At 73.1% G+C, this 12,693-nt stretch carries 14 protein-coding genes; 4 read left to right on the top strand and 10 right to left on the bottom strand.

Annotation, left to right across the window (positions count from 1 at the left end):
- Positions 1 to 6: 6 nt before the first annotated feature.
- From ACFWP2_RS13005 to ACFWP2_RS12995, 3 genes are all read left to right on the top strand, one after another.
- Positions 7 to 1,284 (top strand): PTS transporter subunit EIIC, encoded by a 1,278-nt coding sequence (locus ACFWP2_RS13005; RefSeq protein ID WP_380450437.1) that lies wholly within the window; start codon positions 7 to 9, stop codon positions 1,282 to 1,284.
- A gap of 414 nt (positions 1,285 to 1,698) precedes the next feature.
- Positions 1,699 to 2,784, top strand: a complete 1,086-nt coding sequence (locus ACFWP2_RS13000; protein ID WP_380450436.1) for an LLM class flavin-dependent oxidoreductase — start codon at positions 1,699 to 1,701, stop codon at positions 2,782 to 2,784.
- Positions 2,781 to 4,067 carry an LLM class flavin-dependent oxidoreductase gene (locus ACFWP2_RS12995; RefSeq protein WP_380450435.1) on the top strand — a complete coding sequence of 429 codons (1,287 nt, stop codon included), beginning with the start codon at positions 2,781 to 2,783 and terminating at the stop codon, positions 4,065 to 4,067. The genes ACFWP2_RS13000 and ACFWP2_RS12995 overlap by 4 nt, the downstream gene beginning before the upstream one ends.
- Positions 4,068 to 4,250: 183 nt before the next feature.
- Here the strand turns inward: ACFWP2_RS12995 and ACFWP2_RS12990 are convergent, their stop codons facing one another.
- The 3 genes from ACFWP2_RS12990 to ACFWP2_RS12980 form a co-directional block, all read right to left on the bottom strand.
- On the bottom strand, positions 4,251 to 5,591 hold the full coding sequence (locus ACFWP2_RS12990) for an LPXTG cell wall anchor domain-containing protein (RefSeq protein WP_380450434.1): 1,341 nt from the start codon (positions 5,589 to 5,591) through the stop codon (positions 4,251 to 4,253).
- 227 nt (positions 5,592 to 5,818) lie between these two features.
- Entirely contained in the window at positions 5,819 to 6,565 is a 747-nt protein-coding gene (locus ACFWP2_RS12985) for an MBL fold metallo-hydrolase (protein ID WP_380450433.1), read from the bottom strand.
- A gap of 245 nt (positions 6,566 to 6,810) precedes the next feature.
- Positions 6,811 to 7,002: a MarR family transcriptional regulator gene (locus ACFWP2_RS12980; protein WP_380450432.1), complete on the bottom strand. Its 192-nt coding sequence runs from the start codon at positions 7,000 to 7,002 to the stop codon at positions 6,811 to 6,813.
- 196 nt (positions 7,003 to 7,198) lie between these two features.
- On the opposite strand from ACFWP2_RS12980, the gene ACFWP2_RS12975 reads away from it, so the two are divergent.
- The gene (locus ACFWP2_RS12975; protein WP_380450556.1) at positions 7,199 to 7,648 is read left to right on the top strand and encodes a type II toxin-antitoxin system PemK/MazF family toxin; all 450 of its coding nucleotides are present in this window, start codon (positions 7,199 to 7,201) and stop codon (positions 7,646 to 7,648) included.
- 10 nt (positions 7,649 to 7,658) lie between these two features.
- Here ACFWP2_RS12975 and ACFWP2_RS12970 read toward each other — a convergent pair whose 3' ends face one another.
- The 7 genes from ACFWP2_RS12970 to clpS form a co-directional block, all read right to left on the bottom strand.
- Positions 7,659 to 8,627 (bottom strand): PLP-dependent cysteine synthase family protein, encoded by a 969-nt coding sequence (locus tag ACFWP2_RS12970; protein ID WP_380450431.1) that lies wholly within the window; start codon positions 8,625 to 8,627, stop codon positions 7,659 to 7,661.
- A gap of 73 nt (positions 8,628 to 8,700) precedes the next feature.
- Positions 8,701 to 8,979 carry a MoaD/ThiS family protein gene (locus ACFWP2_RS12965; RefSeq protein ID WP_380450430.1) on the bottom strand — a complete coding sequence of 93 codons (279 nt, stop codon included), beginning with the start codon at positions 8,977 to 8,979 and terminating at the stop codon, positions 8,701 to 8,703.
- 124 nt (positions 8,980 to 9,103) lie between these two features.
- Positions 9,104 to 9,223, bottom strand: a complete 120-nt coding sequence (locus tag ACFWP2_RS12960) for a putative leader peptide (protein ID WP_310593142.1) — start codon at positions 9,221 to 9,223, stop codon at positions 9,104 to 9,106.
- Between the two features lie 139 nt (positions 9,224 to 9,362).
- Positions 9,363 to 9,794 carry a M67 family metallopeptidase gene (locus ACFWP2_RS12955; RefSeq protein ID WP_280680035.1) on the bottom strand — a complete coding sequence of 144 codons (432 nt, stop codon included), beginning with the start codon at positions 9,792 to 9,794 and terminating at the stop codon, positions 9,363 to 9,365.
- A 166-nt stretch (positions 9,795 to 9,960) separates the two neighbouring features.
- Positions 9,961 to 11,415: an amino acid permease gene (locus tag ACFWP2_RS12950; protein WP_380450429.1), complete on the bottom strand. Its 1,455-nt coding sequence runs from the start codon at positions 11,413 to 11,415 to the stop codon at positions 9,961 to 9,963.
- Positions 11,416 to 11,614: 199 nt separating this feature from the next.
- A complete protein-coding gene (locus tag ACFWP2_RS12945) occupies positions 11,615 to 12,187 on the bottom strand; it encodes a DUF2017 domain-containing protein (RefSeq protein WP_380450428.1) in 573 nt (190 codons plus the stop codon).
- Positions 12,188 to 12,336: 149 nt separating this feature from the next.
- Positions 12,337 to 12,630 carry an ATP-dependent Clp protease adapter ClpS gene (gene clpS / locus ACFWP2_RS12940; protein ID WP_360345960.1) on the bottom strand — a complete coding sequence of 98 codons (294 nt, stop codon included), beginning with the start codon at positions 12,628 to 12,630 and terminating at the stop codon, positions 12,337 to 12,339.
- Positions 12,631 to 12,693: the final 63 nt, after the last annotated feature.

Genomic DNA, 12,693 nt, shown 5'->3' with positions numbered 1-12,693 from the left:
ACCCCCATGAGTCAGTCTGCGCAGGCATCGGCGCCCGCCAAGGCTCCGACCACGCCAAGCCCCGCCAAGAAGTTCGGCCAGAATCTCCTCCAGGGTCTGCAGAAGATCGGCCGCAGCCTCCAGCTGCCCATCGCGGTGCTCCCCGCCGCCGGTCTGCTGATGCGTCTCGGCCAGGACGACGTGTTCGGCAAGGACGGTCTCGGCTGGAACAAGGTCGCTTCGGTCTTCGCCACCGCCGGTGACGGCGTCTTCTCCAACCTGGCGCTGCTCTTCGCGGTGGGCATCGCGATCGGCTTCGCCAAGAAGGCGGACGGCTCCACCGCGCTCGCCGCCCTGGTCGGCTTCCTGGTCTACAAGAACGTCCTCACCGCGTTCCCCGTCTCCGAGGGCCACGTCGACGGCGACAAGTGGATCAAGCCCGTCTACCAGGACCCGGGCGTGCTCGGCGGCATCGTGATCGGTCTGCTGGCCGCGGTGCTGTGGCAGAAGTTCCACCGCACCAAGCTGGTCGACTGGCTCGGCTTCTTCAACGGCCGCCGCCTGGTCCCGATCCTCATGGCCTTCGTCGGCACCGCCGTCGGCGTCTTCTTCGGTCTGGCCTGGGGCCCGATCGGTGACGCCGTCAAGAGCCTGAACGACACCCTGATCGGCGCCGGCGCGTTCGGTGCGGGCGCCTTCGGCCTGGTCAACCGCGGTCTGCTGCCGGTCGGCATGCACCAGTTCGTGAACTCCTTCGCCTGGTTCCAGACCGGTGACTTCACCAAGGCCGACGGCACCGTCGTGCACGGCGACCTGACCCGCTTCTTCGCCGGCGACCCGACCGCCGGACAGTTCATGTCGGGCTTCTACCCGATCATGATGTTCGCGCTGCCCGCCGCCGCGCTGGCCATCGCCCACTCCGCCAAGGCCCACCGCCGCAAGGCCGTCACCGGCATGATGGTCTCGCTGGCCCTGACCTCCTTCGTCACCGGCGTCACCGAGCCGATCGAGTTCGCCTTCGTCTTCATCGCCCCGGTCCTGTACGTCATCCACGCGCTGCTCACCGCCGTCTCGATGACCGTCACCTGGGCGCTCGGCGTGCACGACGGGTTCACCTTCTCCGGCGGCCTGATCGACTACGCGCTGGCCTGGAACAAGGCCACCGACCCGTGGATGATCATCCCGATCGGCCTGGTCTTCGCCGCGGTCTACTACTTCCTCTTCCGCTTCGCGATCACCAAGTTCGACCTCAAGACCCCCGGTCGCGAGGACGACGACGAGATCGAGGACGTCACCAAGGCCTGACGCCCGCGTCACCGCCCGCCTCGGAGGCCCCGCCCCGCCGCTGCTCCCCCAGCGGCCGGGCGGGGCCTTCGGCGTACCCGGGCCCACCTGCGGACGTGCCCGGGGCCTGAGACGGAGGTTGACGAACCGACGGACGCCCTGGTCAACTGAAGCGGTGAACGCCTCGTGCCCGCTGGTCACCCGCAGCCACATCGACTTCGGTCGCGTGTGGTCCGCGGCGTGTCGCGGCTGAGCTGACCGTTCCCCCGCCGCCGCCCGGCTGACGTCCCGCCCGGCGCCGGTCCTTCCCTCCCCCGCCCGTACGGGCTCCGCCCGCGGGCCGCCACCGCGCTCCGGCGTGCCCCCGCGCACCCGTGCCCACCGCACGGCCGCGCCGGCGCCCGCTCGCGTCCGCACGAGGAAGCCAGGCTCACCATGCCCCGCCAGTTGCACCTGTCCGCCGCCCTCGACAGCCCCGGCCGCTTCGACGCCGGGCACTACGCCTACCTCGCCCGTCTCGCCGAGCGGGCCACCCTGGACTTCGTCACCCTCGACGACTCCTTCGCCGCCGCACCCAGTCGCCCCGACGCGCTCGCCGCCCTCGCCCGGATCGCCCCGCTGACCGGCCGGGTCGGGCTGGTGCCGACCGTCACCACCACCCACACCGAGCCGTTCCACACCTCGATCTCGGTCAACACCCTGGACTGGGCGAGCGAGGGCCGGGCCGGCTGGCTGGTCGGCGTCTCCACGACCGAGGCCGAGGCGCGGGCCTTCGGCCGCCGCCCGGTCGCCCCCGAGGACGAGCTGTGGGCCGAGGCCGCCGACGCCGTCGAGGTGGCCGCCCGGCTCTGGGACAGCTGGGAGGACGACGCGGAGATCCGCGACACCGCCACCGGGCGGTTCGTCGACCGCGACAAACTGCACTACATCGACTTCGAGGGCCCGCACTTCTCGGTCCGCGGCCCGTCCATCACCCCGCGCCCGCCGCAGGGCCGCCCGGTGGTCGTGGTGCCGGTCACCGCCGCCGACCTCGCGCCGGACGCCTCCCCGGGCGGGCGGGCCCGGGTCGCCGCCGCGATCCGGCACGCCGACGTCGTGCTGCTCGACGCCCCCGACCGCGCCACCCGGCTGACGGCCGCCACCGAACTGCGGCTGCGGGCCGGCGAGGGCCCGCGCATCCTCGCCCGGCTCGACACCGCCCTGTCCGCCCTGCCCGACCGGGCCGCCGACGAGCGGCTGCTCGCCGAGCTCACCGCGCCCGGCACCGGCGTCGACGGGTTCCACCTCTCCCCCGCCGACCCGGCCCGCGACCTGGCCGCGCTGGCCGACCGCATCACCCCCGCCCTGCGCGCCGCGGGCCTGCTGCGCGCCGAGTACACCGGCCGCACCCTGCGCGACCACCTCGGCCTGGCCCGCCCGGCCAGCCGCTACGCCGCCCGCCCCGCCGACGCCACCGCCCCCACCGCTACCCCCGCCGCTTCCCCCGCCGCTTCCCCCGCCCTCGCCGAGGTGACCCGATGACGGACCGACCGCTCAAGCAGATCCACCTGGCCGCGCACTTCCCCGGCGTCAACAACACCACGGTGTGGAGCGACCCGGCCTCCGGCAGCCACATCGAGTTCTCCTCCTTCCGCCACCTCGCGCAGACCGCCGAACGCGGGAAGTTCGACTTCTTCTTCCTCGCCGAGGGCCTGCGACTGCGCGAGTCCAAGGGCCGCATCCACGACCTGGACGTGGTCGGCCGCCCCGAGTCGATCACCGTGCTCAACGCGCTGGCCGCCGTCACCGAACGGGTCGGCCTGGCCGCCACCGTCAACGCGACCTTCAACGAGCCGTACGAACTGGCCCGCCGCTTCGCCTCGTTGGACCACCTCTCCGGCGGCCGCGCGGCCTGGAACGTGGTCACCTCCTCGGACGCCTTCACCGGGGAGAACTTCCGCCGCGGCGGCTACCTGGACCGAGCCGACCGCTACACCCGCGCCGCCGAATCCGTCCAGCTGGCACGGGAGTTCTGGGACGCCGGGGAGGAACCCGTCCGGCACTCCGGCCCGCAGTTCGAGGTCGAGGGCCGGCTCTCGCTGCCGCGGCCGCCGCAGGGCCACCCGGTGGTGATCCAGGCCGGGGACTCCGACGAGGGGCGCGAGTTCGCCGCCGCCACCGCCGACGTGGTCTTCTCCCGGCACTCCACCCTCGCCGACGGCCAGGCCTTCCACGCCGACGTCAAGCGCCGGCTCGCCGCGTACGGGCGCAAGCCGGACGAGCTGAAGATCATGCCCGCGGCCACCTTCGCCCTCGGCGACACCGACGCCGAGGCGGCCGAACGGGCCCACGAGATCCGCCGGGCCCAGGTCAGCGCGCAGACCGCGATCACCTTCCTGGAGCAGCTCTGGGGCATCGACCTGTCCGACCACGACCCGGACGGACCGCTGCCGGCCGTCGACCCCGACCCCGACAGCGACCTGGTCCAGGGCAGGGTCCGGCACACCGACCCGGTGGCCGTCGCCGAACGGTGGCGGGCCGTGGCCGCGGAGAAGAAGCTGACCAGCCGCGAGCTGGTGATCGAGCTGACCGGCCGGCAGTCGTTCATCGGCTCGCCCGCCACCGTCGCCGCGCGGATCGACCACTTCGTGCAGAACGACGCGGCCGACGGCTTCATCCTCATCCCGCACGTCACCCCGGGCGGCCTGGACGAGTTCGTCGACCGGGTGGTGCCGCTGCTCCAGGAGCGCGGGGTGTTCCGCACCGACTACACCGGCCCCACGCTGCGGCACCACCTCGGACTGCCGGTGCCCGGGCGGCGCTGACGCCCCGCCGCACCGGCGTCCCTCGGGCCGCCGTCCGCGGGAGGCCCGCGGACGGCCACGACCGGTGCCGGTGACGGGGGCCGGTGCCAGTCCCCGCCACCGGTACCGCCGACGGCCGTCGCATGGCCGTGCGCGGCCCGCCCGGGGCGTCCCGGCCGGACCGCGCACGGCGCACGGCGGACGTCAGTGGGTGCGGCGGCGACGGCGGGCCAGCACGAAGGTCCCGGCACCGGCGGCGACCAGCAGCGCGCCGGCGCCCGCGATCAGGCCGGTCCGGTCGCCGTCCGCACCGGTGGAGGCCAACTGCCCGCCCACCGACCGGGCACCGGCCGCCGGGGCGCGGTCCGCGGGCGGGGTGGGGGCGGCCGGCGCCTTCGTGACGTCGCCGGCCGGCTGGGCGGCCGGGGTGTCGCCGCCCTGCTGCGGCTTCGAGCCGGACGGCGGGGTCGGGGTCCCGGTCGCGTCCGGGGTGCCGGTCGGGGTACCGGTCGGGGTACCGGTCGGAGTGCTGGTCGGGGTCGGCGTGGTGGTGGGCTTCGGGTCCGCGGCGACGACCCGGACGGTGGCGCCGGGCGAGCACATGGTGGTGCCCAGGAAGGGCGTGCCGTCACGCTCGTTGACGAACACGCAGGGGTTCACCTGGGTCGTGCCCGGCGGGGTGTCGGCCGGGTAGCTGACCCGGACCCGCTTGGTCTGCGAACTCCCGGGAGCGGCCGAGGAGTTGCGACCGTCCAGGTAGTGGCCGGCCGGATCCTCCGCCGTGGCGGTGACGGCCGGCACGGCGGTCCAGCCGCCGTCGGCGCCGCGGACCTCGACCTTGGCGTTCCGGTCGGTGAACAGCACGTTGCCGAGGTTGGTGTAGGCCGAGGGGGTCGGGTTGCTGAGCACCGCGTCGAACTCGATCGGCTCCCCGCCCGCGACGGCGGTGGCCGGGACCCCGGTCACGCCGTTGTGGATCGCGTCGACCTTGATCACGTGGGTGTCGTCGAGCGGCGGCTCGATCGGGGAGTCCTGCCCCCAACCGCGGACGGTGGTACGGAAGGTGAGGTTCGGACCGACACCACCGTTGGTGGCCCCGTGGTGGGGCGTGCCCATGGGAGCGCCGAGGCGCAGCTTGATGTCCGAGCCTCCCGCCAGGGCGAGGAGCTTCCCGGTGACGCCCCGGTAGACCATCGTGTCCGCCCCCGGGCGCTCCTCCAGGTCCACCGACCGCCACGCACCGAGCGAGTCGTCGTAGTACTCCAGGCTCAGCGCGTGCTCCGGGGTCCCGAGACTGGTCTCGATCGAGAACTCCAGCAGGACGGCGGAGCCCTGGTCCCCCGGGTTGCCGATGTGCTCGGTGAACTCGACCGGCCCACCCGCACCCCCGATGACGGCCGGAGCGTTCACGGTGAGGCTGAACGGCCCGGCGGTGGCGAAGGCCGGGGTCGCGGCCACGGCGCCGCCGCCGACCAGTGCGGCGGTCAGCGCGACCGCCGGGACGAGCCGGCGGGCCCGGTTCAGGGCGCGGTTGATCTTGCGCATGGGAATCCCCCCTGGATTTCCGCTCCGGACCGGCACGGCCGGATCCGGGCAGCACGAAGCAAGCCTGGTGACTGGTGTGATCGCGGCCGCGCCCGACGGGCCGGCCGTTGCGGCGGTGTCTCCCGCCGCTCACCTTCCAAGACGTCCGAGGGGCGGCGAGGTTGCAGGTCGTCCCGGAACTTTTTTCCCGCGGTCCTCACCGGTCCCGCGGAACCCCGCCGAGCCGCTCAGATCTCGTACACCGCACCGGCCCGGGCGACCTCGACCGGCCCCGGGTAGGCGGCCGCGGCGTCCCGCCGGTTGTGCTCGGCGTCGGTCCACGGGGGGATGTGGGTGAGGACGAGCCGGCGGGCGCCGGCCGCGGCGGCGTGCTCGCCCGCCTCGCGGCCGTTGAGGTGGACGGCCTGGTAGGTGTCGCGGCCGTCGATGTACGCGGCCTCGCAGAGGAAGAGGTCGGCGTCGCGGGCGAGTTCGACGAGTTCGGCGCTCTCCCCGGTGTCCCCGCTGTAGACCAGCGAGCGGCCGTCGTGCTCCAGCCGGAAGGCGAAGGCGTCGACGGGGTGGTTGACCTGGGCGACGCCGATCCGGAACGGGCCGAGCTCGAAGCTGCCGGGGGTGAGCGTGCGGAACTCGAACACCTCCTTCATCCCGGGGTTCTCCGGCATGTCGTAGGCGCGGGCGAGCCGCTCGGCGGTGCCGGCCGGGCCGTACACGGGCAGCAGTTCGGGGCAGCCCTCGGCGCGGTAGTTGCGGGCCACCCAGTAGGCGCACAGGTCGACGCAGTGGTCGGCGTGCAGGTGGCTGAGCAGGACGGCGTCGACGTCGTAGAGGCCGGTGTACTTCTGGAGGGCGCCGAGGGCACCGTTGCCGAGGTCGAGGACGACGCGGTAGCCCTCGGCCTCGACCAGGTAGCTGGAGCAGGGCGAGTCGGCGGCCGGGAAGCTCCCCGAGCACCCCACCACGGTCAGTTTCATCCGAGCCCCTCCGCCCCGACACATCCTGGCTGCTGCTGGAAAACGGCATCGCCGCCCTCCACCGGAACAGCGTGGAAAACGGCATGGAAAACGGCAGGCCGGGCCCGGCGAACCGGCCGGTAGCACTGCGTTGGTGTGTCGAGGGTAAGGGCGGAGCGGCACTTTGCCCCCGTCCCCGTGCCGGGCTGTGGGCGGAATCACCAGAACGCCCGGGACGGGAGCGGGCGTGGTTGACGGGCCGGGGATCAGCGGCGCCGGGGCCGGTTGCGGGCCCAGGTGCGGATGGTGAACGGGTACCACCGCGGGTGGCCGCTGCCGTCGATCACGTCCGGATCGGGCAGCAGCCGGTGCCGGCGGTAACTGCGGACGGTCGTGGGCCGGACGTTGATGTGGCGGGCGATCTCGGCGTAGGACCACAGCTCGGGGCCACGGGTCACGGGGGCACCTCCGGGGCGACGGGGGCGGACGTTCGTGACGCAGCCTTGCCGGGCCGGCCGGGGCCCCGGGCCGATAACGGGCATCGTGGCGGTTCCGTGACGAACCGGGAGCAATGCGCGGACAAATGCCCGGCCGTCACGGCCCGCACGGTGGTCGCGTTCACCCTCGACCGGTACGGTTCGCCGCATGAACGGCATGACCGCCACCTGGCTCGTCCTGGCGCTGCTGGGCGTCGCGCTGCTGGCCGCCGCCGCGGCGGCCCTGGTGCGGCGCACCCGTCCGGCCCCGCGCCCGGCCGGTCCGACCGGCCCGCGGCCGCGGACGGGGGCCCACCCGGAGCCGCGGGAGATCTGGTGGGCGCAGGTGCCGTTCGAGGACGGGCCCGGCTCCAAGGACCGCCCCTGCCTGGTGCTGCGGGTGCACGGCCGGACCGCCACCGTCGCGAAGATCACCAGCAGGCACCACGCCGGGCGCCCGGGCGTGCTGCCGCTCCCGCCCGGCACGGTGGGCGACCGGGACGGCCGGGCCGGCTGGCTGGAGACCGACGAACTGCGCGAGGTCCCGCTGTCGGCCTTCCGCCGCCGGGTCGGCGCGGTGGACCCGCAGCTCTGGGCCCGTACCCGGAAGGTGCTGGAGGGCCGCTAGCCGGCCGGGGCTACGCCCAGAGCTGGCCCTGCAGCGCCTCGACCGCGGCCTCGGTGGACTCGGCGGTGTAGATGCCGGTGGACAGGTACTTCCAGCCGCCGTCGGCGACCACGAAGACGATGTCCGCGCGCTCCCCCGCGGCGGCCGCCTTGCGCCCGACGCCGATCGCCGCGTGCAGGATGGCGCCGGTCGAGACGCCCGCGAAGATGCCCTCCTGCTGGAGGAGTTCGCGGGTGCGGCGGACGGCGTCCGCGGAGCCGACCGAGAAGCGGGTGGTGAGCACCTCGGCGTCGTACAGCTCGGGGACGAAGCCCTCGTCCAGGTTGCGCAGCCCGTACACCAGGTCGTCGTAGCGCGGTTCGGCGGCGACGATCCTCACGCCGGGGACCTTCTCGCGCAGGTAGCGGCCGACGCCCATCAGGGTGCCGGTGGTGCCGAGGCCGGCCACGAAGTGGGTGACGGTGGGCAGGTCGGCGAGGATCTCGGGGCCGGTGCCGGTGTAGTGGGCGCCCGCGTTGTCGGGGTTGCCGTACTGGTAGAGCATCACCCAGTCGGGGTGTTCGGCGGCGGTCTCCTTGGCGATCCGGACGGCGGTGTTGGAGCCGCCGGCGGCCGGGGAGGAGATGATCTCGGCGCCCCACATGCGCAGCAGCTCGCGCCGCTCCTCGCTGGTGTTCTCGGGCATCACGCAGACCATCCGGTAGCCCTTGAGCTTGGCGGCCATGGCCAGCGAGATGCCGGTGTTGCCGCTGGTGGGCTCCAGGATGGTGCAGCCGGGGGTGAGCCGGCCGTCGGCCTCGGCGCGCTCGATCATGTGCAGGGCCGGGCGGTCCTTGATCGAGCCGGTGGGGTTGCGGTCCTCCAGCTTGGCCCAGAGGCTCACCAGGCCGTCGGCGTTGCCGGGTACGGCGGCGGACAGCCGCGGCAGGCGGACCAGCGGGGTGTTGCCGACGGCTTCGAGCGGACTGTCGTAACGCAAGGGAGGCCTCCGGCCAAGGCGGTGAGGGTGGAGGGGCGGTCCCCCGGCCGCGGTGGGCCGGGGGACCGGGAGATCAGTGGGCGCCGCCGGCCACGGCGGGCAGGATGGTGACGCTGTCACCGTCGGCGAGGGCGGTGGAGATGCCCTCCAGGAAGCGGACGTCCTCGTCGTTCAGGTAGACGTTCACGAAGCGGCGCAGCTCGCCGCCCTCGACCAGGCGGGCGGCGATGCCCGGGTGACGGGCGTCGAGGTCGGTGAAGAGTTCCCCGAGGTTGCTGCCGTTGCCCTCGACGGCCTTGGCGCCGTCGGTGTAGGTGCGGAGGATGGTCGGGATGCGGACCTCGATGGCCATGAGTGCGCTCCTGTGCGGGTCGTGGAGTGAGTGGGCCGCGGCGGACGCGGCGGGGCGGGCGCCCGGGGCTCGGCGTCGCCGGTCAGCGGCGGGCGGCGGCCCGGGTGAGGTGGTGAAGCGGCTCTCAGCGCGAGCGCGCGGGCGTGCCGGGACAGATCGCACCGGCGTGCCGGCACAGGTCGATGTGCAGGCGCGCCACGAGGCGGGTGCCCGGGGCCTGAGTGCTCACATCGACGGAACGCATGGCCTCATCGTATAGATTCCCGGGCCCGCTCGGACATGGTCGTCTCGGGATCCGGATGCTCCCGTTCCCAGGGCTGAGACGGCGGCGGCCCGCCGCCCCTTCGGGAGGGGGCGGCGGGCCGCGTCCGCGGGAGTGCCGGTCAGGCCGGGTAGGCCTCGACGACCTGCACGTCTTCCTCTGTGATCTCGCCGTCCACGATGCGGAACGAGCGGAACTGGTACGGGTCGTCCTCCCCGTCGCCTTCGGCGGTGGAGACCAGGACGTAGTGGGCGAACGGCTCGGAGGCGTAGCTCACGTCGGTGCGCGAGGGGTAGGCCTCGGTGGCGGTGTGCGAGTGGTAGACGATCACCGGCTCCTCGTCCCGGTCGTCCATCTCGCGGTAGAGCTTGAGCAGGTCGCCCGAGTCGAACTCGTAGAAGGTGGGCGAGCGGGCGGCGTTGAGCATCGGGACGAACCGCTCGGGCCGGCCGCTGCCGGCCGGTCCGGCGACCACGCCGCAGGCCTCGTCCGGGTGGTCGGCGCGGGCGTGGGCCACGATCCGGTCGCGGAGTTCTCGGGTGATGGTCAGCATGCGGGCCAGGATAGCCACGCCCCGGCGGGTGTCCGCCGGGGCGTCCGAGGCGCGGTCGGTGGGTGTCCACGTCCGGCCGGCGGGCGTCCGGGCCCCTGTCCGAGCGGTGGGCGTCCGGGTCCGGCCGGTGGGTGTCCACGTCCGGCCGGTGGGCGTCCGGGTCCGGTCAGCGGGCGTCCACGTTCCCGTCGCCGGCGGGCAGCGGGTCCGGGGTGGCGCCGTGGACGGCCTGCGGGTCGCGGCTCCTGAGCACCCGGTAGCCGACCACCAGCACCAGGGCCCAGACCGGGAAGACGAACAGCGAGATCCGGTTGTCCCGGTCCAGGCCGATCAGCACCACGACCACCGCGAGGAAGGCGAGCGCGGCGCCGCTGACCCAGGCGCCACCGGGCGCCTTGAAGGTGGGCGGCGGCAGGTGGCCGGCCCGCCAGGCCCGGCGGTAGCGGATCTGGGAGATCAGGATCATCGCCCAGGTCCACAGGCCGCAGACCGTGGCGACCGAGGTGATGTACTCGAACGCCCGGGCCGGGACGACGCCGTTGAGCACCACGCCGACGCCCATCAGCAGGCAGGAGACGGTGATCGCGAAGGCCGGGGTGCGGCGGGAGTTGAGCCTGGTGAGCCGTCCCGGGGCCTGGCCGCGCAGCGCGAGGTCGCGCAGCATGCGGCCGGTGGAGTACATCCCGGAGTTGCAGGAGGAGAGCGCCGCGGTGAGCACCACGAAGTTGATGATGCCGGCCGCCGCCGGGATGCCGATCTTGCCGAAGGCGGCGACGAACGGGCTGACGCCGGGCCGGAATTCGGTCCACGGCACGAGCGAGAGGATGACCACCAGGGCGCCGATGTAGAACAGCATGATCCGCCAGGGCAGCGTGTTGATGGCGCGCGGCAGGGTCTTCTCGGGGTTCTCGCTCTCGCCCGCGGTGACGCCGACGAGTTCGACGCCGAGGTAGGCGAACATGACGATCTGAAGGGTCATCACGGTGGAGCCGATGCCCTGCGGGAAGAAGCCGCCGTCCTGCCAGAGGTGGCCGAGTGACGCGGTGTCACCGGCCTTGCTGAAACCGAGGGTCAGCACCCCGACGCCGATCAGGATCATGCCGATGATGGCGGTGACCTTGACCATGGAGAACCAGAACTCGATCTCGCCGAACAGCTTCACGGAGATCAGGTTGGCCGCGTAGAGCAGGACCAGGAAGGTCAGCGCGCTGACCCACTGCGGTATGTCGGGCGCCCAGAACCGCACGTAGACGGCGGCGGCGGTGGTCTCCGCCATGCCGGTGACGACCCAGAACAGCCAGTACGTCCAGCCGGTCACGTAGCCGGCGAAGGGGCCGAGGAACTCCCGGGCGTACTCGGCGAAGCTGCCGGACACCGGGCGGTAGGTGAGCAGTTCGCCGAGCGCCCGCATGATCACGAAGATCACCAGGCCGGCGACGGCGTAGGAGAGGATCAGGCTCGGGCCGGAGCGGGAGATGGCGGTGCCGGCGCCGAGGAACAGGCCGGTGCCGATCGCCCCGCCGATCGCGATCATCTGGATCTGGCGGCTGCCGAGCCCGCGCTCGTAGCCCTCCGCATCCGGTGTGCTGTCGACCCTTTCGTCGTACAACTTCTCGGCCAATGTGCACCGTCCTGGTCGGTCTCGGGGGTGGAGAAGTCGTACCACGCGAAGTTCGGACAGCGGTGTCCATCTGAGCGTTATTTGAGCATGGCCTGGTATGGTTTGCCCGATTTTCATAAGAAATGCCCCGGCCAATCGTCCACATTCTGGACGAAACGGCCGGGGCTTGCCCGGAAGCGGGCAGGATTCGAACGCGGGATCAGTCCGCCATGGCCTCCAGCAGCGACTCCTGCAGAGCACCCAGCCACAGGTACGCCATCACCAGCGGCTTGCGCTCGTCACCGTCCGGCAGCTCGTAGAGGCCGTCCTCGTCGTCCTCGGTGACCTCCAGCCGGACACCGACGGCCAGCCGCAGGTCGTTCAGCGCGCCCAGCCAGCGCTGGCAGTCGGACACCGCCAGCTTGAGCACCCCGCCGTCGCCGAGGGCGTCCAGCGCCCGGACCACGAACAGCGCGTCGTCCCGCTTGCGGGCCCGCAGGTCCAGCTCGGTGAAGCGGCGGAACTCGCCGGACGCGACCTTGGCCTCCTCGTCCTCCGGCTTCTCCGGGTCGCCGTAGGCGTCCGGGAAGAACCGGGCCAGCACCGGGTCGGCGGGAGCCTCGGTCGGGCCCTCCGCGAACAGCGCGGCCAGGGGGTCGTCGCCCTCCCCGCCCGGGCCGGGGCCGATCAGCTCCAGCAACTGCACTTCCAGCGAGCGCAGGATGGAGGCCTCCCACTCGTCCAGCGCGATCGCCGCGCCGCCACCGCCGGTGCTCTCGAACAACCCAGCCATCTGTATCGGTCAGCCCGTCTTCGTCGTCTTCGGTCTACGGCCGGCGGTCCGGCGCCCATCGGGCCGACCGGTTGCCGACCGCCTGTGCGCCGGTCGCGCCGGCGCCCTTCCCGTCGGCGCCCGCCCTGCCGGCGCCGGTCGGGCCGGGGTCAGTCGTGCTGCAGCGTCGCCCAGAGGCCGTAGCCGTGCATCGCCTGGACGTCGCGCTCCATCTCCTCGCGGGAGCCGCTGGAGACCACCGCCCGACCCTTGGTGTGGACGTCCATCATCAGCTTCCGGGCCTTGTCCTTCGGGTAGCCGAAGTAGGCCTGGAAGACGTGCTGGACGTAGCTCATCAGATTGACCGGGTCGTTGTGCACGATGGTCACCCAGGGCGTGTCCGGCTCGGTCACCGGCACCCCTTCGACCTCCGGGCGCTCGATCTCCACGGGCGCGACGCTCACGCCGGGTCCTCCTCGCTGCACAGTCGTCCGTATCCCTTTCACGCCCCATGCTGCCATCCGGGG

Origin of the sequence: Kitasatospora sp. NPDC058444, assembly GCF_042721415.1 — a bacterium.
Taxonomy (GTDB): domain Bacteria; phylum Actinomycetota; class Actinomycetes; order Streptomycetales; family Streptomycetaceae; genus Kitasatospora.
This window is presented reverse-complemented; position numbering and strand designations above follow the sequence as displayed.